The following is a 22,985-nucleotide window of genomic DNA, read 5'->3' on the forward strand; positions in this document are numbered from 1 at the left end:
CCATGGGCGTCGTCATCCTCCTCGTCATGGCCGCCGGCGTCGGCCTGATGCTCACCCGCAGGCTCCCCACCGCCTTCGCGCTGGTGCTGCTCGCCGTCGTCATCGCGTTCCTCGCCGGGGCACCGCTCACCGGCGAGAACAGCGTGCTGGACACGGTTCTCCAGGAGGGCGCGCCGACCCTGGCCGCCACCATGATCGCGATCATTCTGGGCTCCTGGCTGGGCAGACTGCTCGACGAGACCGGTATCGCGGGCACACTCGTCCGCAAGATCGTCGAGTTCGGCGGTGACCGCCCGACCGTGGTCGCCCTCGGCGTCCTCGCCGTGTCCGCGCTCGTAGGTACGGTGACCAGCTCGGCACCCGCCGCGATGCTCGCCGGCATCATCGGCATCCCCGCGATGATCGCCGTCGGCGTACCCAAGGTGACGGCGGCGGGCACGGTGCTGATGGGTATCGCCGTGGGCGTGCCCTTCGAGCTGCCGTTGTGGCAGTTCTTCTCCACCGCACTGGAGCTGCCGGTCCCGACCGTGCGCGACTTCATGGTGAAGCTGTTCCCCTTCGCGCTGGTCGCCGCCCTCGTGTTCGTCCTCGTCGAGACGCGCCGGCGGGGCACCGAGCACGCCTGGTCGCTCAAGTCCGTCGACCCGCGGCCTCGTTCACGTCGCGAGGAGTTGGGCGACGCGCCCTGGTACGCGCTGCTCGCCCCGGCGGTCCCGCTCGTCCTGGCTCTGGGCTTCGAACTGGCCGTCGTCCCCTCGCTGTTGGCGGGCGTCTTGTACACGCTGGTCACCACGACCCGGCCCCGGGAGATGAACAAGCGGCTGCTGCGCACGCTTTACGGCGGCTTCGAGGTCGCCGCTCCGCCGCTCGTCCTGTTCGTCGCCATCGGCGTCCTGCTCACCGCCGTGAAGCTGCCTGGTGCCGTGGACGCGCTCGAACCGCTCGTCAGGGCCGTCAGTCCGCAGAACCCCGTGGTGTTCGTTTTCGTCTTCACCCTCCTCGTCCCGCTGTGCCTCTACCGCGGCCCCCTCAACGTTTTCGGCCTGGGCGCGGGCATCGCGGGCGTCCTCATCGCCACCGGCATCTATCCGGCGGCCGTCGTCCTCGGCATGGCCACCTCGTACAACCAGGTCTTCGGCGTCGCCGACCCCACCAGCACTCAGACCGTGTGGAGCGCCCAGTACGCGGGCGTCACTCCACAACAGGTCATGGTGCGCACCCTGCCGTACGTCTGGGCGGTCGCCCTCGGCGGCCTGTGCGTCACGGCGGCCGCTCACCTCTGACCCGACGGACACCTCCGAACCCGATCGACACCCTCTCACCCGACAGACACCTCATGACCCGACAGATTCGCTGTCAATGGAGTCCCCCATGCACGAGCATCACCTCGACCGGCGCCTCTTCCTGCGTGCCGGCGCCGCCACCGGAGCCGCTCTCACCGTCGGGACGGCCGTGGGAGCGCAGCCCGCGACCGCCGCACCCGGCGGATTCCCCAACTACACATACCAGCGAACGCTGCTGACGGCGTCTCAGCTCAAGTACAACCCCACCGGCGAGATCATCTTTCCCTGCATCAGGGGCGTCTACGACAAGCTGAGCGACCCTCTCGGGCGGTACTACCTCTACTACGCGCCGCACGACGCGCCCGGTGGCATCTGCCTGGCCTACGGCGACTCGCTGGAGGGTCCGTTCACGGAGTACCCGTCGAACCCGATCGTCTCCAACAAGTGGTCACCGCACTACTCCGTCAGCCATGTCTCGTCGCCCCACGTACTGTGGAACGCGGACGCCAAGGAGTTGTGGCTGTACTTCCACGGGGAGAACACCACAACCCGCCTGGCCCGCTCGTCCGACGGGATCCACTTCACGTACGACAAGGTCGTGCTGTCGACGTCGATGCTGCCGGCAGGCACCACGGAGACGTCGTACGCCCGGGTCTTCCGCCACGACCTGCCCTCGCGAGGCGCTCGCTACGTGATGGTCTTCATGACCAACAACACCACCAACCACCGTGACATCCACTGGGGTTGGTCCGCCGACGCCCGCACCTGGACCTTCGACCAGGAGCCGCTGATCCGGCACGGCGATGTCGACGCCGTCAACGTCGGCGGCGCGCACCTTCTCCACCGCGACAACAGCACCTACGTCGTCTACAACAAGGACAAGTCGAGCGGCGGCGACATCATGATCACCGAGGTCGGCAACGACTTCAGCAAGCGCACCCATCTCGGTGTCTTCTACAACTCCCGCAGCGCGTCCCCCGAGGACGGGCGCGCAGCGGCGCCTTCCTTCGGCACCGACGGCGGCGTCCCGTACATGATCTACGAGGCCGGAGAGCGGCTCTCGGGATCCATCGCCGTGGCCCGGGGCTGACCGGCGCGCCGACTCCCCGATGACGACGTGCCGCGAGGCGGCACGTCGACGAACTGCCGTCCGCAGCAGATGTGTCGCTGTTTCACGGTTGTGCGACAGCGGTGTCCCGAAGGACAGACGGACGTGACCCCGGAGCCCCATGGCTCCTCTTACCCGACGCAAGATCCGGAAGCCGGCGGAAACGCCGCCGGTCTTCCCTTCCCCCTTGGAAGGAACCACCCCTGATGAACCGCCACCTGCGCAAGGCCGTTTTCGCCACCGCCGCGATCACCGCCGGGCTGCTGATGACGGCGTGCCAGAACGGCACCGACAACAGCTCGTCCGGCTCGTCCGACAACAGCGCATCGGACAAGCCGTCGGCCTCCCAGTCCTCGACGAGCGTCGGCTCCGATCCCAGTTCCACTCCCGGCTCCGACTCCAGCCCCGGCTCCGACACCGACGCCACCCCCGCTCCCGTCTCCGACACCGACTCCAGCCCCGCTCAGGGCTCAGGCTCCGACACCCGCGACACCGCCATCGAGGGCATCAACAAGGGCAAGGGTGTCAACGGCACCTGGTTCGGCAATGTCTCCTACCTGGCGCCGGGCAAGTACACCGTCTCCGACTCGAAGGGCACCGAGCAGGAGTTCCTCGTCGCCGAAGACACCAAGATCATCGGCTACGACGACATCTGTGAGGCCGTGAACACCGGACCGGGCGGCGAGGGCGGCGTCGAGTGCACCGAGGCCCAGCTGGAGAAGGCCGCCAAGGCGGGCGTCAGCGCCAAGGTCGTCATCAGCAACGGCATCGCGACCACCATCACCGACGACCACTGATCCACACCGCACGGGGAGTCACGGTGGGCCGGGCCGCGCGAGGCGCCGGCCCACCGGGCGGGTCGCCGACCGGGTGACGACGCGCGCCGCCTGCCCCGGTTCGAAGGGGTCGCCCGACCGGCGACCTCTTCGGATCGTCGAGCCCGGCTCCTCAAGCTGGGCAACCGTGGGGGGCGGCAGAAGCAGGACACCCTGCGGGGAGCGGGCGCGTCCGTTTCCTTCAAGACCGGGCATCGGCGCAGCGCCTAACGTGGCCGTATGACCTCACACCCGACACCTCACCCGGCGCCGCGCCCCACCCCCCGGTTCGACGCCGTCGGCATCGTCACCGCCGACCTCGCCGCCTCCGTCGCGTTCTACCGCCGGCTGGGGCTCGACTTCCCCGAGGGGGCCGAGAAGCAGCCGCATGTCGAGGCCGAACTCCCGGGCGGGCTACGTCTGTTGCTCGACACCGAGGAGACCGTCCGCTCCCTCCACCCCGGGTGGCGACCCCCGAGCGGCGGCGGCCGGATCGGGCTGGCGATGCTGTGTGGCTCGGCCGCCGAAGTGGACTCCCTTCACGAGGAGTTGGTGGGCGCGGGATACCGGAGCGAGCTGAAACCCTGGGACGCCGTTTGGGGACAGCGGTACGCGTGTGTGCTCGACCCCGACGGCAACGGCGTCGACCTGTTCGCACCACTGCCCTCAGCCGCCCCCTCAGCTGCCCCCGCCGCCGAGTAGCCTCCGGAGCGGCATTCCCGTCAACTCCCGCACATCCCGGGCGAGGTGGGCCTGGTCGGCGTACCCCGCGAGAGTCGCCGTCTCAGCGTAGGGGACTCCCTTCCGGGCCAGCGCCAGTGCCCGCTGGAGGCGGAGGATACGGGCCAGCGTCTTGGGGCCGTAGCCGAAGGCGGTCAGGGAACGGCGGTGCAACTGCCGGGTGCTCAGGCCCAGTTCGTCGGCCGTACGTCCCACCGGGCGGCCCGCCCGCAGGGCCTCGACCAAACCGGTCAGCAGCGGGTCGGGCGGGGGTGTCCGAGCCGCCCTGCGCAGAGCCAGCTCTTCGAGTGCCGTCGCCGGATCGGGCGCCGCGTCGACGCGTACCCTCAGGCGTCCCACCTCGACGGCTCCCCACAGGTGGGTCAACCCAACTCGCCGGTCCCGGAGTTCGTACGCGGGCACGCCCAGCAGCGCCGGCGCCGTGCCGGGGTGGAAGCGGACGCCCACCCAGTGCGCGGGGGCGCCTTCGGGAACGTACGGGCGGGTGTCGGGCCCCGCGACCAACAGCCGGCCCTCGCTCCACAGCAGGTCCATACAGCCGTCGGGCAGAACGGGCCGCACAACGCCGGACCGGGCCGGGGCGTTCGACCACACCATCGCGCCCGGCAGCCGGGAGGCCCGTTCCTCGTACACACGCAAAAGGCTACGCCGCCCAGCGGTGACGGCCCGCAGGGCCGGCCGGGGCGTGGAGCCCGGGCTCGCCGTCCACCGCCGCCATCGCGAAGGCGCCCTCGCGTCGACAGCGTGACCTGTCCGACTTGGCAGCCCGACTGAGTACCTTGTCCGACCCCCGCGACCGCCGTGGACGCCGCTACACCGCCGTGCTCGTGCCCGTGCTCGTCGGCCGCGAACGAGCTGATCCCGACGTCGCGCCGTACACCGTAGTCGATCAGGAGCAGGCGTTCGCGGAGCTCGGCCGGGTGGTGCCGAGGCGTTCCCAGAGGCCAACAAGATGCGTGTGCGCCCCCAGGGCAGTGGCCAGAGCCGGCGCGTGATGCTCGGGGTGTGTGTCCGTCGAAGGTCAGCCGGACGGACAGCGTCGACACGGTCAGCGGACAGTGGACGGGCGGCTCAGCTCGCCCCGTTGGGATTCGTCATGACCGCAAGCGTGACCGGTGAAGGCCCATCGGCACCGTCGCGGCCTGGACCCCTGGAGTGCGCCCTGCGTCCGGGTTCAGCTCGACAGCAGGGCGATGGCGATGACCACCGCGAGCATCAGCACCACGCAGCCGCAGGTGGTCAGCGCGTCGCGCCGGGCGCCCCTGGCTCCCTCCTCGGTGTCCGCCCGCCAGAACGGGTCGAGGACCACCTCGCCGGACTCAAGTGCCGCCACCACCCGCTGGACCTCCGCGTAGGAGTACACCGTGTAGGTGGTCGCGCCCAAGGTTCCGTAACCCCGCAGCTCTTTGGTCCCCACCCCGTGGGCGGAGGCCACCTGCGGCACATACTTCCGTCTGACCGTCCAGAGAGCGGCGGCCCTGTCGGCCTTCACCCAGCTGAGGCCCGGGGGCGGCACTTCCGGCGTGGTCATGCCCACCATGGTGCCGCTGAGGGCGGCACGGGACAAGACGTCACCAGCCAGCGGATCGCGGGGTCTCTCGTCACTGGACCAGCATCCGGAATCTAGGTCAGGACCAGCCAGCGGCGGCCGTCGATGAGCTCTCGTGCCGCATCGAGGTGGCCGGCGTGGCACGCCGTCTCGGTGATGACGTGCAGCAGGACGTCGCGCAGGGTGTGCAGGTGCGGTTCACCGAACAGGTCGTGGGGCCACCAGGCCAGGGCGGCGTCAACAGGGGTGGTGGTGATGACGGCGTCGGCGAGCTCTGCCTCCTGCCGGTATCGGTCGAGCACGTCACTGGCCGGTACTTCCGAGGCCACGTTCCAAGCTTCGTCGCCGCTCGTCAGGCCATGAATGACCTCCTCATCCCCGCCGACGACCGCACGGAACCAGAACCGCTCGACGTCCAGTGTGAGGTGCTGGACCAGCCCCAGGCAGTGCCATCCGGATGGCAGTACGGGGCGTCGCAGAGCCTCCGCGTCGAGTTCATCGAGAATGCCGAGGACGTGGCGCCTCTGCCCGTCCAAGGCCCTGAGAAGCGCTCTGACTTCGCTGTCTGGAGCCATTTCGCTCATGCTTTCGGTCACGGCCATCGAGGATCCCTCAATTCGTGCGGCGATGCTGGGCGTTCCCTGACATCCGGGGAACACAGTTGACGGGAGGCCGACGCAACCGCGCGCGCCGCAGAGACGGCGTCGGCGCCGGGGCCTTCCGGACTCGGGCAGCGGCAGCGGCCCGGTGTCCGTCACTTCTCGGGCGGCGGGCCCTCTTCCGTCTTGGGGCTGGTCTTCGCGTGGGTCCGCAGCCGGGACGTCACGTCCTCCGGGGGCAGGAAGCGCGACCAGCGTTCCGGGAACTCGGAGGGCATGTCGCAGTCGTCGGGGTCGTCGTCGGCGTCGTCATGGTGCTCGTGGGAGTGGACGACGGCCATCCGGGCGATGTACTCGGCGGCCTCCTCCTCACGGATCCGTTCGTTGGCCGCGCGGGCGGCGGCGGTGGCGGCGGCCGGCCAGACGCGGTCGATCGCCGCGTTGACGGCGGCCCCGACAAGCACCGCGAACGCGGACACCCCGACCCACAGCAGGACGGCGACGGCCGCGGCGAGCGAACCGTAGATCGTGGCGCCCTCGATCGTCTTGGTCAGGTAGATACGCAGCAGGAAGCTGCCGAAGACCCACATCGCGAGGGCCATCAGCGCGCCCGGGACGTCCTCGATCCACGGTGAGCGCACCGGGACGGATACGTGGAACAGCGTCGTGAGGAACGCGATGGACAGCAGGATGACGACAGGCCAGTACAGGACCTGGACGAGCGTCTCCGACCACGGCAGGACGTTCAGCACGGCGTCCGGGCCCGCCACCATCAGCGGCAGGGCGACCGAGCCGATCAGCAGCGCCACGACGAACAGCACGAAGGCGACGAGCCGGGTCTTGACGATGCCTCGGACGCCGTCGAGGCCGTACATGACGGTGATGGTGTCGATGAAGACGTTCACCGCGCGCGAGCCGGACCAGAGGGCGAACAGGAACCCTATGGAGATGACGTCGGGCCGGCCGCCCTTCATCACGTCGTTCAGGATCGGCCGGGCGATCTCGGCGACGCCCTTGTCTGAAAGGACCGTGCGGGACGCCTCCAGGAGGTTGGTCTCCAGGCTGGTGATGGTGTCGGTGCCGGTCCAGTCGTCGACGTAGCCGAGCAGCCCGATGAGGCTCAGCAGCAGGGGCGGCACGGACAGCAGCGTGAAGAACGCCGCTTCCGCCGCCAGACCCAGGATCCGGTACTCGACGCACGAGTTGACGGTGTCCTTCAGCAACAGCCACGCGGTCCTGCGCTTGGACACGTTCCGGTAGAGGGCGCGCGCGCGGTGGAGTCGGCCGCTGGGGCTCTCGGGAAGTTCACTTGCTGCCTGCACACCCTAACGGTATCGGGCGGGCGCCACCCCTCTCACCCTCCGGTACCCCGGTCACGGCGCAGCGCCCGTGGGCCGCTCTCTTCCCTCCGCTCCCGTGACGCGGCAGAAAACGAGGAGAAACCCAGCGGAAACCTGGCGGAACGATACGGCAGGTAAATCGAATATTATTTCTGTCATGCCCTCGGCGGCCATTTTCCGGCGCTCGTAAACGGAATGCCGCCCGGCAGTTACACCTGCCCTGCGGAAAGCTTCCTGGTGAGGCGGGCGAACACACAGTCGCTATCTGTACGAAAAGTCGTGACTCTGTAACAGGAAAGCGACATTACGCCGAGCGACCTTGACCCCCTCATAATCAGGTCGAAACAATTCGGATTGCATTCGCCGGGGCACACCCGCCCAAGAGAGTGCGACGTAAGACCACACGGGGGCATCCGGGCCCCGACCAAGCCCGACCGAGCCGCGTTGCCCGTGATCCGCGTGATCCGTAAAAAAACCCGCACGACAACGTGCGGATCGACGACTTGCCGCACACCGCGCTCATCGACAGTCTCCGCTCGTACGTCACTCGTACGTCATTCGATTCGCACACCATTCCTCATATCACGTCAACTGTCGCTCCCGTCCACAGCCGCACCACGGACGCACAGCGGACGTGAAATCCATCGCGCCAATTCACGGAGCGACCCATGCCTTTACCAAGGTTTGCCTCGCGATCCCGGCCCTCCCAGTCGAACCGATTTTCCGCCGGAGGTCCGGCGGTTCTCACACGGGAAAACGGGGTATCGGCACCACGCATCGCCGGAGTGGACGTTGCCCGCGGCCTCGCCCTGCTCGGGATGTTCTCCGTGCACGTCTTCGGTGCGTTCGAGCCCGCCGAGTCACCGACGGTGGCCTGGCAGTTGGCGGGCGGCCGGTCCTCGGCGACCTTCGCACTGGTGGCCGGGGTCGGCCTGGCCTTCACCACCGGCGGCCGTACGCCCCGGGTCGGCCGCGGCTCACTCGCCGCCGTCACCGCCCGGGCGCTGACCGTCGGTGTGATCGGGCTGCTGCTGGGCTACGCCGCCGACGCGGGCGACCTCGGCGTCGACGTCATCCTCGTCTTCTACGCCCTGCTGTTCCTGCTCGCCCTGCCCCTGCTGACCCTGCGGGCACGGACCCTGGGCTGCGTCGCCCTCGCTCTGGGCGTGGTCGCGCCGTTCCTCGTCCACATTCTGCGGGGGGTGCTGCCCGAACCCGCCTTCGACGGTGATCCGACGCTCCAGGACGTGGCCACCGACCCGGCAGGCCTCCTCGGCGATCTTCTCGTCCACGGGAGGTCCTGGTAGCGGGGGCGGCCCGGGAGGCCCGGGCGTGGGAACCCGGACGCGGAAGGCGGGCCTCGGGGACCCCGCCCGATCCGCCGGTCCACCGATCCGAACCAGCTAAACCATCTCAGCCAACCGCACCAGTCGCACCAGTCGCACGAAGCGAAAGCCAGGACCAGCACCGCTAGGGAGCTCATTGTGGGGGGAAAAGTGGGGGGAAATCCGATCGAGTTGGCGTCCGTACCGCCGACCGATCCGACCAGGCACACGTCCGGCGCCGGGGGCGGCACCGAACGGATCCTCGCCGAGGTGCTCGCGGGTGTCGTGAAGAGCGACCACATCCCGCTGGACAGCCACTTCTTCGACGATCTCGGCGCCAACTCGCTGGTCATGGCGCACTTCTGCGCCCGGGTCAGGAAGCGCGACGATCTGCCGTCGGTGTCGATGAAGGACGTGTACGGCCATCCGACGATCCGGAGTCTGGCGGCGGCGCTGACCGACGCCCCGACCGAGGCGCCCGTCGCACCGCCGGCCGAGGCCCCGGCGCCCGGCAGCACCTCGCGCTATGTCCTGTGCGGGGCAGCGCAGTTGCTGATCTTCGCCGCGTACTGTTTCCTCGCCGGGCTCGTCACGGTCGATGGCTACCAGTGGATCAGCGCCGGTTCGGGGGCCGTTGACGTCTATCTGCGGTCGGTCGTGTTCGGCGGCGCCGTGTTCGCCGGGATGTGCGTGCTGCCGGTGGTCGCCAAGTGGGTGCTGGTCGGCCGGTGGCAGGTGACCGAGTTCCCCGTCTGGGGTCTCGCCTATCTGCGCTTCTGGACGGTCAGGGCCCTGCTGCACGCCAACCCGATGCGCCTGTTCGCCGGCAACCCGCTCTACGTGCTCTACCTGCGGGCGCTCGGTGCGCGGATCGGCAAGGGCGTCACGATCCTCTCCCCCGCCCTCCCGGTCTGCACCGACCTGCTCACGGTCGGCGCGAACACGGTCATCCGCAAGGACTCCTACTTCCTGTGCTACCGGGTCGTCGCCGGACGCGTCCGGACCGGTCCGGTCACTCTCGGCAGGAACGTCCACGTCGGTGAGAAGACCGTCCTCGACATCGGTACGTCGATGGGCGACGGGTCGCAACTCGGTCACGCCTCCGCGCTGTTCGAGGGCCAGACAGTGCCTGCGGGTCTGCGCCGGCACGGCTCGCCCGCGCAGCCCACGGACGTGGACTACGTACGGATCCCCGAGGCCCACTGCTCCACCGTCCGACGGGCCGCCTACGGCTTCGTGAGCCTCCTCCAACTCCTGCTGGTGTACGTGCCGTTGGCGGCCGGTGGCGGGTTCCTGCTGCTCGACCTGGCACCCCGCCTCAAGGCACTGGTCGACCCGGACCTGGCCGACCTGACCTCCGTCCGCTTCTACGCCGAAGCCGTGGGCCTGTCCCTGGCACTCTTCGGCGCCGGGATCGTCGTCGGAGCCGTGACCGTGTCCGTGGTCCCCCGGCTGCTGAACCTGGCGATCCGGCCCGGCCAGGTCTATCCGCTGTACGGCCCGCACTACTCGGCGCAGCGGGCCGTCGCCCGTCTGACCAACCTCAAGTTCTTCAAGTGGCTGTGCGGCGACAGCTCGTTCATCGTCCACTATCTGCGGGCCATCGGTTACGACCTCTCGCACGTCGAACAGACCGGCTCCAACTTCGGTACAGAGGTGGGGCACGAGAACCCGTACCTGGTCTCCGTGGGCCGCGGCACGATGGTCGCGGACGGGCTGTCGGTCCTCAACGCCGACTACTCCGCCACCTCCTTCCGCGTCTCGCGGGCGTCGATCGGAGCGCACAGCTTCCTCGGCAACCACATCGCGTACCCCGCCGGGGGCCGCACCGGTGAGAACGTGCTCCTCGCGACCAAGGTGATGGTGCCGCTCGACGGCGAACTGCGCGAGAACGTCGGCCTGTTGGGCTCACCCTCCTTCGAGATCCCACGGTCGGTGGAGCGCGACAGCAGCTTCGACCATCTCCGTGAGGGCGACGAGTCGCAGCGCCGGCTCGCCGCGAAGAACCGCTACAACCTGCGCTCGATGGGCCTGTTCCTGTTCGTCCGCTGGCTGCACTCCCTCCTCCTGACGGTGCTCGGCTTCGCCGCCCTCGCCGTCCACGGCACACACGGCGTAGCCGCCGGCGCGCTGGTCGGCGCCTCCCTGGTCCTCGGGCTCGCGCTCACCGCCGGGTACTACGTGCTGGTCGAGCGGCTCATCACCCGGTTCCGGCGGCTGGTACCACGGTTGGTGTCCATCTACGACCCGCACTTCTGGTGGCAGGAACGACTGTGGAAGGTGCCCGTCGACTTCCTCGTCGTGTTCAACGGGACGCCGTTCAAGAACCTCCTGTGGCGGCTGATGGGCGTCCGCGTCGGACGCCGGGTCTTCGACGACGGCGCCGTCATCACCGAGCGCACACTCACCACGATCGGCGACGACTGCACGCTCGGCGCCCACAGCAAGATCCAGGCCCACTCGCAGGAGGACGGCACCTACAAGTCCGACCACATCGTCCTCGGCGCGGGCGTCACGCTCGGCACCGGCGCACTCGTCCACTACGGCGTGACGATGGGCGACGGCTCCCAACTCGCCCCGGACTCCTTCCTGATGAAGGGCGAGGACGTGCCGTGCCTGGCCCGCTGGGGCGGCAACCCGGCGGTGGCCCTGCGCAGCGACCAGATCGCACCCGGCACGGACAACACGCACATCGCACGCATCGCACCGACAGCAACGGGGGCAGTCCTGTGAACACCATTCCACGCTGGACATCCGACCAGGCGCCGGGCACGCCCGAGCAGGCGCGGTACGCGTCGTACGAAGTCCCGCTCGACGCCGGTCTGTTGAGGTCGGCCTCGTTCGAGTCCGCGCTGCTCGCCGCGCACGCCAAGGTCCTCGCCATGCTCTCCGGGGAGCGGGAGGTCACCACCGGGTACGTGGCGGTGAAGGGCGAACGGCCCGTGGCCCGCCGGATGGTGGTCGGCCCCGGCTCCTGGCGGGAGCTGCTGGCGCTGACGGACCTCGCCGACGAGCCGGACAAAGCGTTGTACGAGACCGTGCTCGACCCGCACGGCGGTGAACCCGGCGAACCCGGCGAACCCGGAGCCGACGGCACCGTGCTGCACGTGAGCGTCGGCGAGCACACCCTGCGGGTGCACCACCGCACCGATGTCCTCGACGCCGGCGCCGCCGCCCGGATCGCCGGCTACCACCTCACCGCGCTTTCCCTGATGACCGCCGAACCGGACGCCGACCACGAACGGCACAGTCTGCTGTCGGAAGACGAACTCGCCTTCCAGCTCCACGGGTTGGCAGGTCCGGACCGTGAACTCCCGGACCGACGGGTGCACGAGCTGTTCGAGGAGCGGGTGCGCAAGCACCCGGACGCGGTCGCGGCCGTGCAGGGTGGAACGGAGTGGACCTACCGGCAGCTCAACTCCCGGGCGAACCAGCTCGGTCGGGCTCTGCTGGCCCGGGGGCTGACCCGCGAGGGTGTCGTCGCCGTGGTCACCGAGCGCAACCTCGACTGGATGGCCGCCGTGCTCGGCGTGCTCAAGGCGGGCGGTGTCTATCTGCCGGTGGAGCCGCACTTCCCGGCCGAGCGCATCGCCGCCACCCTGACCCGCGCCGAGTGCGCGTTCGTCGTCACGGAACACGGCAGCACCACGACGCTCGACGGCACGGGCCTGCACGTACCGAGACTGTACGTCGACGAGATCCGGGCGGAAGGGCACGCCGACGACGACCTCGGGGTGGGGGTCGGCGCGGATCAACTGGCGTACATCTACTTCACCTCCGGGTCGACCGGTGAGCCCAAGGGCGCGATGTGCGAGCACGCGGGCTTCGTCAACCACGTCCTCGCCAAACTGGAGGATCTCGACGTCGGCGAGGGACAGGTGGTCGCGCAGACCGCTCCCCAGTGCTTCGACATCTCACTGTGGCAGCTGGTGTCCGCGCTGCTCGTCGGCGGCCGGACCCTGCTGGTCGCGCAGGACGTGATCCTGGACGTGCCCCGGTTCGTGGACACGATCGTGGACGGCGAGGTCAACGTGCTCCAGATCGTGCCGTCGTATCTCGAAGCCGTACTGGCCGAGTTGGAACGGCGTCCGCGCCAACTGCCCGCACTGCACTGCGTGTCCGTCACCGGTGAGGCGGTCAAGCGGGAGCTGGTGCAGCGCTGGTTCGCCGCCCAGCCCAGCATCAGGGTCGCCAACGCCTATGGTCTGACCGAGACTTCGGACGACACCAACCACGAGGTGATGGACCGGGTGCCGGACGGGTCCCGCGTCCCGCTCGGCCGGCCCGTGCGCAACGTACGCGTGTACGTCGTCGACGAACACCTCGCGCCCGTGCCGCTCGGGGCGCCCGGGGAGATCGTGTTCTCCGGGGTGTGCGTCGGGCGCGGATATGTCAACGACCCCGAGCGCACGGCGGCGGCGTTCACCCTGAACCCGTACCGGCCCGGTGAGCGGCTCTACCGCAGCGGTGACCACGGTCGCTGGCTGCCCGACGGCAAACTGGAGTTCCTCGGGCGCCGGGACACCCAGGTCAAACTGCGGGGCTTCCGCATCGAGATCGGCGAGATCGAGAACGCGCTGCTGCGGGTGCCCGGGGTCCGGGACGGCGCCGTGGTGGTCGTGCGGGGCGCGCGACTGGCGGCGTTCTGCACCGGCGCCGAACTCACCTCCGTACAGGCCCGGTTGGCGGAGTCGCTGCCCGCGTACATGGTCCCGGCGGCCGTGCACTGGCGGGAGCGGTTGCCACTCACCGCCAACGGCAAGACCGACCGCAGGACCCTCACCGCTCTCGCGGAGGAACTCGCCTCCGCCGAGGAAGGTGCCGGGGACGGCCTGCGGGGGCCGGAGACCGCCGGGGAGCGGCGCCTGGCCGTCGCCTGGGCCGAGGTGCTCGGCGTACCGGCGGACCGGGTCGGCCGGTACGACCACTTCTTCGACCGCGGCGGCACCTCGCTGTCGGCTGTCCGGCTCGCGATCGCCCTGAACCGGGCGATCACCCTCAAGGACGTCGTCCGCCATCCGGTCCTCGCGGACCTGGCCGAGCAGCTCGACACGCCGGCCGCGACCGCCTGACGACGGACGCGCCGCCACCCCGAAAGGAACGACACCATGACACTCTCGTCCGCTTCGCCGACATCGACTCCCCCGCCCCGGGCGGCACTTCCCGGCATCGAGCTGCTCCCCGGCCGGCCCCCCACCCTGCGCACCCCGCCCGTCACCGACGCGGCGCAGTGGGCGGGCGCCCACCGGGACGCGCTGCGGGCGGCCGTCGCCGAGCACGGCTCGCTTCTGGTGCGCGGCCTCGGCCTGCACGAGCCCGCCGCGACCGGCGCCGTGCTGCGGCGGCTGGCCGGCGGCCTGATGAGCGACCAGGAGGCCTTCGCACCCCGGCGGCGGTACGCCGACGGCGTGTACTCGTCCTCCAAGTGGCCGCCGAACCAGCCGATGTGCATGCACCACGAGCTGAGCTACGCGCTGGAGTTCCCCGGTCTGCTGATGTTCGCCTGCCTCGAAGCGCCCGCCGAGGGCGGCGCGACCGGAGTGGCCGACTCAGCCGCCGTACTCGACGCGCTGCCCGCCGAACTCGTCCAACGCTTCGAGCAGGAGGGCTGGTTGCTCACCCGGACGTTCAACGACGAGATAGGGGCGACGGTCGCCGAGGCGTTCGGCACCTCCGACCGGGCCTCGGTCGAACGCTACTGCCGGGCCCACGCCATCGAGTTCACCTGGGAACCGGACGGTTCTCTGCGCACCCGCCAGCGCCGCGGCGCCGTCCTGCGTCACCCGGTCACCGGCCACCGCTGCTGGTTCAACCAGATCGCGTTCCTCAACGAGTGGACGATGGACCCGGAGGTCCACGAGTACCTGGTCGACGTGTACGGCGCCGACGGCCTCCCCTTCAACACCCGCTACGGCAACGGCGATCCGATCGGCCTGGACGTCGTCCAGACCCTCAACGAGGCGTACGAGGCGCACACCGTGCGCGAACCGTGGCGTAGCGGCGATCTGCTGCTCGTCGACAACATCCGTACGGCGCACAGCCGCGAGCCCTTCGAGGGGCCCCGCGAGGTCCTCGCCGCCCTGGCCGACCCGGTCCGCCGCACCGACTCGACCGGCTCCGCCGTCTCCTCCGAAGGGACAGCCTCATGACCACGTACAACTCAGAGCAGTCGGCCCCGCTCACCGTCCCGCCGTTCTCGGTCATCTCCGGTGATCAGGTCCAACAGGCCCTACAGGGAAGGGAGTCGGACGTCGTCGACCTGGTCGAGGCGGTGTACCGGCTGCACGGCGCCGGCGACTCGGTGAACCCGCCCTCGTACTTCCTGCGGTTCCCGGACCGTCCGTCGTCGCGGATCATCGCACTGCCCGCGTCGATCGGCGGGGACGTGCACGTGGACGGGCTGAAGTGGGTCTCCAGTTTCCCGGCGAACGTGGCCGCCGGGATCCCGCGGGCGTCGGCCGTGCTGATCCTCAACGACCACGACACGGGCTATCCGTTCGCCTGTCTGGAGAGCTCCATCATCAGCGCGTCCCGTACGGCGGCCTCGGCGGCGCTGGCCGCCGACCGGCTGAGCCGGGGACGCGCCCGGCCGACCCGGGTGGGGTTCGTCGGGACGGGGCTCATCGCCCGCTACATCCACACCTATCTGGCCGCCACCGGCTGGGAGTTCGACGAGACGGGCGTGTACGACCTGTCCGCCGACAGCGCGGCCGGCTTCCGGGGCTACCTGGAACGGTCGGCCGGCGGCGGCAAGGTCACCGTGCACGACAGCGCCGAACAACTCGTCAGGGCAAGCGACTTGCTGGTGTTCGCCACCGTCGCCGCGAAACCGCACATCCACGACGTGTCGTGGTTCGACCACCATCCGCTCGTCCTGCACGTCTCGTTGCGTGACCTCGCGCCCGAGATCCTGCTCGCCTCGGCGAACTACGTCGACGACGTCGAGCACTGTCTGAAGGCTGAGACCTCTCCGCACCTCGCCGAACAGCGCACCGGCGGGCGTGAGTTCATCGACGGCACGCTCGACGACGTACTCACCGGCCGCACCGGGGTCCCGGTGGACCGGCCGGTGGTGTTCTCGCCCTTCGGTCTCGGAGTGCTCGACCTCGCCGTCGGCAGGTTCGTCCACGACGAGGTGGCCCGCCGGGGCGAACTGCGTGTCGTCGACGGCTTCTTCCACGAACTGCGGCGGCACGGCTGACCTCTCCAGGGGGTCGGACGCAGCATCCGTCACCGGATGCCGTGCCATGGATCAGGCGGGCCGCACACAGGGGGACAACATGCCAGTCATTTCCCAGCCGTCGGACTTCAACGAGGATGAGCTCTACGTCGACCTCCGGGCCACCGTCGGGCTCCCCGTCTTCCTGAAGTGCGAGGGCTTCAACTTCGCCGGTTCGATCAAGATGAAGGCCGCCTACGAGATGGTGACGGCCGCCGAGCGGGACGGCGGGCTGCGGCCGGGATCCGTTCTCGTGGAGTCCTCGTCGGGCAACCTGGGCGTGGCGCTCAGTGTGCTCGCGGCGAGCCGGGGCTACCGGTTCCTGTGCGTGACGGACTCGCGCTGCAACGCGCAGGCGATCCGCCTGATGGAGGCGCTGGGCAGCCGGGTGCACGTCATCGACCAGCCCGACCTGCGCGGCGGCTTCCTGGGCGCCCGGATCGGGTACGTCCGCGCGCTGTGCGCCTCCGACGAGCGGTATGTCTGGCTCAACCAGTACACCAACCAGGGGAATTGGCGGGCCCACTACCGCACGACGGCACCGGCGATCGCCCGCCGGTTCCCGGGCCTGGACGTCCTGTTCGTCGGCGCCGGCACCACCGGCACGCTGATGGGCTGCGCGCGCTGGTTCTGGCAGTGGAACCGGCGGGTGCGGATCGTCGCCGTGGACGCGGTCGGCTCGGTCACCTTCGGGGGACCGCCGGGACCCCGGATGATCCCGGGCCTGGGCACGAGCGTACGGCCGCAGCTGCTCGACGAGTCGTACGTCGACGAGGTGATCCGCGTGGAGGAGGCGGACGCGGTGGGCGTCTGCCGCCGGCTGGCCTCCCGGGGCTTCCTGTTCGGCGGGTCCACGGGCACGGTGATCAGCGGGGCGACGCAGTGGCTGGCCCGGCACGACGGCCGCGACCTCACGGCAGTGGCGATCGCCCCGGACCTCGGCGAGCGCTACCTCGACACGGTGTACCACCCGGGGTGGCTGGAGGCCCACCAGGGCGAGCAGGACATGACTCCCCTGACCGCGGACGAACTGGCGGTCCTCTCCCGGCCGGCGTGACGGGCGGCCCGCCGGCCCGGGGTGCAGTGCTGCGTGGAAATCATGTGAACACGCCGTACCGGGGGGTACGTTCTTCGCATGGCAGCCAGCACCCACACCGTGACCAACCAGGTGCCGCCCCTGGTCGGATATGACGTCTTCGCCGCCGACAAGGCCTTGGTGGCGGCCGTCGAGCGGCACCTGGATCCAGGGCTTCTGGACGAGGCCCGGGAGGACCTCTCCGGGCTCGGGAAGTCCACCGGGTCCGCGCAGGTGCAGGAATGGGGGGCGCTCGCCAACGAGAACCCCCCGAGACTGCGGACGCACGACCGGTACGGCAACCGGATCGACGAGGTGGAGTTCCATCCGGCGTGGCACCGGCTGCTCGGCAAGGGTGTCTCGGCGGGGCTGACGGCGGCCTGGACGCGGCCGGGCGGGCATGTGCGGCGGGCCGCCGGGTTCGTGGTCTGGTCGCAGGCCGAGGCGGGCCACGGCTGCCCGCTGTCGATGACCCACGCGGCGGTGCCCGCGCTGCGCACCGACCCGGCGCTCGCCGCCGAGTGGGAGCCCCGGCTGACGTCCACGGTCTACGAGGAGGGGCTCGGGCCGGCGGACCGGAAAGCCGGCGTGCTCTTCGGGATGGGCATGACGGAGAAGCAGGGCGGCAGCGACGTACGGGCCAACACGACCGTCGCGAGGCCGCTCGCCGAGGACGGGACCTATGAGCTGACGGGCCACAAGTGGTTCTGCTCGGCGCCCATGTCGGACGGTTTCCTGGTGCTGGCGCAGGCCCCCGGCGGGGTGACCTGCTTTCTGCTGCCGCGTGTCCTGGCGGACGGTACGCGCAACGTGTTCCGCATCCAGCGGCTCAAGGACAAGCTGGGCAACCGGTCCAACGCGTCCGGCGAGATCGAGTTCGACGGGACGTGGGTGCGCCGGGTCGGGGACGAGGGGCGGGGGGTGCGCACCATCATCGAGATGGTCGCGATGACCCGGCTCGACTGTGTGCTCGGCGCCGCCGCGCTGATGCGGCAGGCGGTCGCCCAGGCCGTGCACCACTGCACGTACCGCGAGGCGTTCGGCGGGAAGCTGGTCGACAAGCCGCTGATGCGCAACGTACTGGCCGATATGGCGCTGGAGTCGGAGGCGGCGACGACGCTCGCGCTGCGCCTGGCCGCGGCCTACGACGACGGCGGCGAGCAGGAACGGGCGTTCCTGCGGCTCGCGTTGCCGGCCGCCAAGTACTGGGTGACCAAACGCTGCACCTCGCTGGTGGTGGAGGCGTCGGAGTGTCTGGGCGGCAACGGCTACGTCGAGGAGTCGGGCATGCCCCGGCTGCTGCGCGAGTCGCCGCTCAACTCGATCTGGGAGGGCGCCGGGAACGTACAGGCGCTGGATGTCCTGCGGGCGATCCAGCGGGAGCCCGCCGCGCTCAACGCGTTCCTCCAGGAGGTCGGGAAGGCGCGCGGGGCGGACCACCGTCTGGACGGCGCCATCAAGGACCTGTTGACCGAACTCGCCGACCTGGAGGGCATCGAGGGCCGGGCACGGCGTCTGGTCGAGCGGATCGCACTGGTGTTGCAGGGTTCCCTGCTGGTCCGGTTCGCGCCCCCCGAGACCGCCGACGCGTTCTGCGCCTCCCGCCTGGGCGGCGACTGGGGCAACGCCTTCGGCACCCTCCCGCACACCCTGAACCTGGCAGAGGTGGTGGACCGAGCCCGACCGGTGGGCTGAGTATCCGGCCTGTCGTAGGCGCGACAGCGCCCGACAGGGGCGCGGGGAACTGCGCGACAAGCCCCCACCGGCCGGCAGCCAAAGAACCGCCCAACCCGCGGAGCGCATCGCGGGGGTGGTGCTGCGCCGACACGGCACCACCCCCGCACACTTGCCCCGCATCGCTCGGGAGCACGGACGCCGCGCACGGCGTCGCCCAAGTTTCAGCCACCGCAGTCCGGTTCACCAGGGTTGCAGGGGGTTGCAACTTGTTGGCGGGTGTGTGCGGAGTGTGGTCTTCCGCGCCCCAGGGGCGGCACCATGAGACATCGAGTCAATACGCGCCGGGAGGACACAGTGGCGAACCCGCCGATGAACGTCGCGCGGCTGGCCGCCCGTGACACGGCACAGGCGGCGCGGCTGCTCAGTGACGTACGCGCGGCCCGTCTCACCGGACAGCGACCGCGGCTGGCGCCGCGCCCGGTGATCGACCAGTCCTGGGACCGCATGCTGCGCAGCGGCGTCGACCCCGACCACGGCGTCCGGACGGGGCTGCTGACCCACGAGGAGTTGGAGCGGCGGCGCGAGACGTCCCGGCTGCGGCATGTTCTTCCGGTTCTGCGGCAGGGGCTGTTGTCGGTCGCGGACGCCGCCCAGCACATCATGCTCGTCGCGGACGAGGACGGCCGGGTGCTGTGGCGCGAGGGCAGTACACCGGTGCTGCGCAGGGCCGACAGGTTCGGGATAGAGCCCGGCGCCGACTGGGCCGAGGAGGTCGTCGGCACCAACGGCGTGGGCACCCCGGCGGTCGCTCGGCGCCCCGTACAGGTTTTCGCCTCCGAGCACTTCGTACGGTCGCTCGCCACCTGGACGTGCACGGGCGCCCCGATCACCGACCCGCGCGACGGCAGGCTGCTCGGCGTGGTCGACGTCAGCGGGCCGCTGGAGACCATGCATCCGGCGACGCTCGCCTGGGTCGACTCGGTCGCCAAGCTCGCCGAGGCGCGGCTGCGGGAGCGGCATCACCAGTCGCTGGAGCGGCTGCGGTCGGCGGCGGCGCCGGTGCTGGCGCGGCTCGGCGGGCGGGCCCTGGCGGTGGACCGGGACGGCTGGACGGCCGCCGTCACCGGTACGCCGTACACGAACCGCGTCGCCCTGCCCAAGTCGTTGTCCCCGGGCCGCCGTTGGCTGCCGGCGCTGGGACTGTGCGCGGTGGAGCCGCTGGCCGGCGGCTGGCTGATCCGCGCGGCCGAGCCCGAACCGCGCGGCGCCGCACGGATCGTCCTGGACCTGGGCCGGCCGCGCCGCTGGTCGGTGGCGGTGTCGGGCCCGGCCGGTTCCTGGACCCATGAACTGAGTCCCCGGCACGCCGAGTTGCTGTACCTCCTGGCCCTGCAACCGGCGGGCCGCAGCGCGGCGGGCCTTGCCGACGACGTGTTCGGGGACCCGGCCCGCACCGTGACCGTACGCGCGGAGATGTCGCGGATACGGCGGTATCTCGGGGCGTTTCTCGACCATCGCCCGTACCGCTTCAGCGAGGACACGGAAGTGGACGTCCTCCTCCCGGACGATCCCCGCGATCTGCTGCCCCACTCGACGGCGCCGGCCGTGGCTCGGGGCCGGGCGACGGAGAAGGCCGCCGGGGTTTGGACGGCGCCGGACGACGCACAGTGAGCCGGCCGTGACACCGGGGTGAACAAACTCGTCCGAACGGCCCCCGAACGCAACACAAGCACATGGATTCCGGCGTATTCGACCAGGCCCGGCGCCCCCTGACGTACCATCCTTCCCACGGCCCCCCACACTGTGTCCCCGGTTGCAACGTACGGACCGCGAGCCGCAGTTGGCCTGCCTCGGGAGGATGAATGAAACATCGCGGCAGACACCGCAGGCAGAGAAGGGGCAGAGCGCTGCGCGGCGCCCTCGCCGGAACGGCCCTCGCCCTGACCGCCGCTGCCACCATCGTCAGCGCCTCCCAGGCCGTGAGCAGCGACAACCCGGGGCCCCTGAAGTCCGTGACGGCCGCCGCCGATCTGAAGGACTTCCAGCTCAAGGAGCACCTGGCGTCGAAGAGTTCGCTCGACCGGCTGGCCACCTCCATGGGCGGCACCGTGGGCGTGAGCACGGTCCTGGAGCACACCAACCGCACGATGCGCCCCGCGAACGAGTGCGCCCCGACCGAGACCGAGGCGCTGCCCGTCGCCCCGACGGCCACCCGCGCGTACTGCTGGGACGAGGCCGACGCCGCCAGTCAGCGCTGGCTGCCGCGGTCCGTGACCACCTCCGGTGACGCGGACGAGGACGGCCGCTGGGGCGCCAACCGTGTGATCCTCTCCGGCTGGACGCACAACGACGCCGAACCGGACGAGCCCGAGGTCTCCCGGGGTCTCGCGCGGGTCGCCGTCATCGACGCGAACGACCTGAGCGACATGACGTACCGCTGGGTGCTCCTGGTCGTCCCGACGGCGGACGGCTCGGACTACCGCAAGCTGGAGTCCTCGATCTCCGGCATGGTCTGGTACCAGGACAAACTGCTGGTCACCGCCTCCGCCGGGGACACCGACCGCAAGTCCCTGTACGTCTACGACATGAACCGCATCCAGCGCGCCTCGGTCAGCAGCCCGGCGGTCGGCCGGGTGTCCGGCGGCTGGTCGGCGCACGGCTACGGATATGTCATGCCCGCCGTCGCCTCGTACAGCCTGACCGGTGGGGCGTGCGACCCGGCGGCCGACGACGGCACCCCCTGTTTCGGCTCGCTCTCCCTGGACCGCAGCTCCACGCCCGACAGCCTGGTCGCCAGCGAGTGGTTCCCGGCGGACGCCGATCAGCGCAGCCGCCTGTGGCGCTACTCGTTCAGCCGCGCGAGCGACCGCTCCGGCCTCCTCGCCGCGAACGCCTTCGGCCGGGTGAACGCGGTCGAGGCCTACTCGACGAAGGCCACGGGCATCCAGGGCGTGCTGTCCTACCGGTCGGCGGGTGAGGAGAAGGCGGACTGGTACGTCGGCCGCGCCCCCGGCACCAAGGACCGGCACGGCACCCTGTGGCGACTGGACTCCGACGGCGCGAAGGCCGCCCGCTGCGGCTCCGACGACGACTCCCGCCGCTGCTGGGGCGAGCACGCCGAGTCCCTCTCCTACTGGGAGGGCACCGGCGAGGTCTGGTCCCTGACAGAACGAGCGGCGGACAACCGCTCCGGCATCCCGGTCCCGGAACGCGTCCTGTACGCCGTACCGCTGTCTCAGATCACCGACTCGCTGAGATAACGACCACACAGCCGGAGCGGGCACTGATGAAGCGGCGCGCGACAGCGCGCCGCCAGGGGCGCGGGGAACTGCGCGACCAGCCCCCACCGGCCCGCGGGCGAACGACCCATGGTTCCCTGGCCCCTATGAGCAACATCGCCGTGACCACCTGGTCCCTGCAACAGACCGCCCCGACCGACCTGCTCCCCGCGGAGGGCCCCGACGGGGACGTCAGAGTCGTCCGCGCCGAAGTCCGCTCCCCCGAGTTCAGCCGCTTCCTCTACGCCTCGGTCGGCGGCGACATCCGGTGGACCGACCGGCTGACCTGGACGTACGCCCGCTGGCAGGAGTACCTGGAGCGCCCGGGCGTCGAGACGTGGGTCGCCTACGACCGCGGCACCCCGGCGGGCTACGTGGAGTTCGAGCCCCAGGACGACGGGGCCGTGGAGATCGTCTACTTCGGGCTGATCCCCGCCTTCCGGGGTCGGCGGATCGGCGGGCACCTGCTGTCGTACGGGGCCGCCCGGGCCTGGGACCTCGGGGACCGGTGGCCGGAGCTGGCGCCGACGAAGCGCGTCTGGCTGCATACCTGCAGCAAGGACGGGGAGCATGCGATGGACAACTATCTGCGCCGCGGCTTCACGCTCTTCGACACCAAGGTCGAGGAGGAGGCCGAGGTGTCCGCGCCCGGGCCCTGGCCGGGAGCACACAGCATCTGACCTGGTCAGGAAGGGTCGGCCGCGCAGCGTTCGACCTGTCGTGACCCCGCCATGTGACCGGCGACACCCTCATCTCACCGTACGAGACAAGGGTGTCCACATGACGGACAATGCTGGACTGTGTCCAGATCGCCGTGACACGCTTCCGTCATGTCTGGAACTGGGATTGCCTTGGTGAGTCGGCGGCACGTCGACCTCGGCCGCATGTCCAGCGCCATCTGTCCGGCGAGCTGACCAGCTTTCAGCACCGTCGATCTCCTCCCTTTGCCTCAGCCTGCGCAGAGCCGCGCCAGTCT

The 22,985-nt window shown here is 70.4% G+C and carries 19 protein-coding genes; 15 read left to right on the forward strand and 4 right to left on the reverse strand.

Annotated features, from left to right (window positions below; translation table 11 throughout):
• Positions 1-2: 2 nt before the first annotated feature.
• The 4 genes from QA861_RS08690 to QA861_RS08705 all read left to right on the forward strand — a co-directional run bounded on the left by QA861_RS08690 (position 3) and on the right by QA861_RS08705 (position 3,908).
• A complete protein-coding gene (locus QA861_RS08690) occupies positions 3-1,283 on the forward strand; it encodes a TRAP transporter large permease (protein ID WP_334587632.1) in 1,281 nt (426 codons plus the stop codon).
• Between the two features lie 88 nt (positions 1,284-1,371).
• Positions 1,372-2,373, forward strand: coding sequence for a hypothetical protein (locus QA861_RS08695; protein WP_334587633.1), 1,002 nt, complete (start codon positions 1,372-1,374; stop codon positions 2,371-2,373).
• 224 nt (positions 2,374-2,597) lie between these two features.
• Positions 2,598-3,188 (forward strand): hypothetical protein, encoded by a 591-nt coding sequence (locus tag QA861_RS08700; RefSeq protein WP_334587634.1) that lies wholly within the window; start codon positions 2,598-2,600, stop codon positions 3,186-3,188.
• A gap of 258 nt (positions 3,189-3,446) precedes the next feature.
• Positions 3,447-3,908: a VOC family protein gene (locus tag QA861_RS08705; protein WP_334587636.1), complete on the forward strand. Its 462-nt coding sequence runs from the start codon at positions 3,447-3,449 to the stop codon at positions 3,906-3,908.
• Here the strand turns inward: QA861_RS08705 and QA861_RS08710 are convergent.
• The 4 genes from QA861_RS08710 to QA861_RS08725 form a co-directional block, all read right to left on the reverse strand.
• Positions 3,885-4,580 carry a helix-turn-helix domain-containing protein gene (locus QA861_RS08710; RefSeq protein ID WP_334587637.1) on the reverse strand — a complete coding sequence of 232 codons (696 nt, stop codon included), beginning with the start codon at positions 4,578-4,580 and terminating at the stop codon, positions 3,885-3,887. The genes QA861_RS08705 and QA861_RS08710 overlap by 24 nt on opposite strands.
• 541 nt (positions 4,581-5,121) lie before the next feature.
• Positions 5,122-5,478 (reverse strand): hypothetical protein, encoded by a 357-nt coding sequence (locus tag QA861_RS08715; protein WP_334587638.1) that lies wholly within the window; start codon positions 5,476-5,478, stop codon positions 5,122-5,124.
• A 92-nt stretch (positions 5,479-5,570) separates the two neighbouring features.
• A complete protein-coding gene (locus QA861_RS08720; RefSeq protein WP_443041461.1) occupies positions 5,571-6,098 on the reverse strand; it encodes a DinB family protein in 528 nt (175 codons plus the stop codon).
• Positions 6,099-6,250: 152 nt separating this feature from the next.
• Positions 6,251-7,417, reverse strand: a complete 1,167-nt coding sequence (locus QA861_RS08725) for a YihY/virulence factor BrkB family protein (RefSeq protein WP_334587640.1) — start codon at positions 7,415-7,417, stop codon at positions 6,251-6,253.
• A gap of 803 nt (positions 7,418-8,220) precedes the next feature.
• On the opposite strand from QA861_RS08725, the gene QA861_RS08730 reads away from it, so the two are divergent.
• The 11 genes from QA861_RS08730 (at position 8,221) to QA861_RS08780 (ending at position 22,923) form a co-directional block, all read left to right on the forward strand.
• Complete coding sequence (locus QA861_RS08730) at positions 8,221-8,742, forward strand: DUF418 domain-containing protein (RefSeq protein ID WP_334587641.1); 522 nt, start codon at positions 8,221-8,223, stop codon at positions 8,740-8,742.
• 210 nt (positions 8,743-8,952) lie between these two features.
• Complete coding sequence (locus tag QA861_RS08735) at positions 8,953-11,493, forward strand: Pls/PosA family non-ribosomal peptide synthetase (RefSeq protein ID WP_334590496.1); 2,541 nt, start codon at positions 8,953-8,955, stop codon at positions 11,491-11,493.
• Entirely contained in the window at positions 11,490-13,832 is a 2,343-nt protein-coding gene (locus QA861_RS08740; RefSeq protein ID WP_334587642.1) for a non-ribosomal peptide synthetase, read from the forward strand. The genes QA861_RS08735 and QA861_RS08740 overlap by 4 nt, the downstream gene beginning before the upstream one ends.
• 36 nt (positions 13,833-13,868) lie before the next feature.
• Complete coding sequence (locus QA861_RS08745; RefSeq protein ID WP_334587643.1) at positions 13,869-14,909, forward strand: TauD/TfdA family dioxygenase; 1,041 nt, start codon at positions 13,869-13,871, stop codon at positions 14,907-14,909.
• Positions 14,906-15,961: a 2,3-diaminopropionate biosynthesis protein SbnB gene (sbnB, locus tag QA861_RS08750; protein WP_334587644.1), complete on the forward strand. Its 1,056-nt coding sequence runs from the start codon at positions 14,906-14,908 to the stop codon at positions 15,959-15,961. Before QA861_RS08745 ends, sbnB begins: the two co-directional genes overlap by 4 nt.
• A gap of 79 nt (positions 15,962-16,040) precedes the next feature.
• Positions 16,041-17,036, forward strand: coding sequence for a 2,3-diaminopropionate biosynthesis protein SbnA (gene sbnA, locus QA861_RS08755; protein ID WP_334587645.1), 996 nt, complete (start codon positions 16,041-16,043; stop codon positions 17,034-17,036).
• A 78-nt stretch (positions 17,037-17,114) separates the two neighbouring features.
• Positions 17,115-18,749, forward strand: a complete 1,635-nt coding sequence (locus tag QA861_RS08760; protein ID WP_334587646.1) for an acyl-CoA dehydrogenase family protein — start codon at positions 17,115-17,117, stop codon at positions 18,747-18,749.
• A 300-nt stretch (positions 18,750-19,049) separates the two neighbouring features.
• On the forward strand, positions 19,050-20,402 hold the full coding sequence (locus tag QA861_RS08765) for a GAF domain-containing protein (RefSeq protein WP_334587647.1): 1,353 nt from the start codon (positions 19,050-19,052) through the stop codon (positions 20,400-20,402).
• 191 nt (positions 20,403-20,593) lie between these two features.
• A complete protein-coding gene (locus QA861_RS08770; protein ID WP_334587648.1) occupies positions 20,594-21,991 on the forward strand; it encodes a hypothetical protein in 1,398 nt (465 codons plus the stop codon).
• Between the two features lie 125 nt (positions 21,992-22,116).
• The gene (locus QA861_RS08775; protein WP_334587649.1) at positions 22,117-22,689 is read left to right on the forward strand and encodes a GNAT family N-acetyltransferase; all 573 of its coding nucleotides are present in this window, start codon (positions 22,117-22,119) and stop codon (positions 22,687-22,689) included.
• Positions 22,690-22,839: 150 nt separating this feature from the next.
• Complete coding sequence (locus QA861_RS08780; RefSeq protein ID WP_309486338.1) at positions 22,840-22,923, forward strand: putative leader peptide; 84 nt, start codon at positions 22,840-22,842, stop codon at positions 22,921-22,923.
• The last annotated feature ends 62 nt before the right edge of the window (positions 22,924-22,985 follow it).

This window comes from Streptomyces sp. B21-083 (assembly GCF_036898825.1).
Classification (GTDB): Bacteria; Actinomycetota; Actinomycetes; order Streptomycetales; family Streptomycetaceae; genus Streptomyces.

What these genes read in the sequence shown, in the direction of transcription:
- QA861_RS08690 (WP_334587632.1), top strand. Translation starts at nt 3, where the DNA reads ATGGGCGTCGTCATCCTCCTCGTCATGGCCGCCGGCGTCGGCCTGATG.
- QA861_RS08695 (WP_334587633.1), top strand. Translation starts at nt 1,372, where the DNA reads ATGCACGAGCATCACCTCGACCGGCGCCTCTTCCTGCGTGCCGGCGCC.
- QA861_RS08700 (WP_334587634.1), top strand. Translation starts at nt 2,598, where the DNA reads ATGAACCGCCACCTGCGCAAGGCCGTTTTCGCCACCGCCGCGATCACC.
- QA861_RS08705 (WP_334587636.1), top strand. Translation starts at nt 3,447, where the DNA reads ATGACCTCACACCCGACACCTCACCCGGCGCCGCGCCCCACCCCCCGG.
- QA861_RS08715 (WP_334587638.1), bottom strand. Translation starts at nt 5,478, where the DNA reads ATGACCACGCCGGAAGTGCCGCCCCCGGGCCTCAGCTGGGTGAAGGCC.
- QA861_RS08720 (WP_443041461.1), bottom strand. Translation starts at nt 6,098, where the DNA reads ATGGCCGTGACCGAAAGCATGAGCGAAATGGCTCCAGACAGCGAAGTC.
- QA861_RS08745 (WP_334587643.1), top strand. Translation starts at nt 13,869, where the DNA reads ATGACACTCTCGTCCGCTTCGCCGACATCGACTCCCCCGCCCCGGGCG.
- sbnB (WP_334587644.1), top strand. Translation starts at nt 14,906, where the DNA reads ATGACCACGTACAACTCAGAGCAGTCGGCCCCGCTCACCGTCCCGCCG.
- sbnA (WP_334587645.1), top strand. Translation starts at nt 16,041, where the DNA reads ATGCCAGTCATTTCCCAGCCGTCGGACTTCAACGAGGATGAGCTCTAC.
- QA861_RS08760 (WP_334587646.1), top strand. Translation starts at nt 17,115, where the DNA reads ATGGCAGCCAGCACCCACACCGTGACCAACCAGGTGCCGCCCCTGGTC.
- QA861_RS08765 (WP_334587647.1), top strand. Translation starts at nt 19,050, where the DNA reads ATGAGACATCGAGTCAATACGCGCCGGGAGGACACAGTGGCGAACCCG.
- QA861_RS08770 (WP_334587648.1), top strand. Translation starts at nt 20,594, where the DNA reads ATGAAACATCGCGGCAGACACCGCAGGCAGAGAAGGGGCAGAGCGCTG.
- QA861_RS08775 (WP_334587649.1), top strand. Translation starts at nt 22,117, where the DNA reads ATGAGCAACATCGCCGTGACCACCTGGTCCCTGCAACAGACCGCCCCG.
- QA861_RS08780 (WP_309486338.1), top strand. Translation starts at nt 22,840, where the DNA reads ATGTCTGGAACTGGGATTGCCTTGGTGAGTCGGCGGCACGTCGACCTC.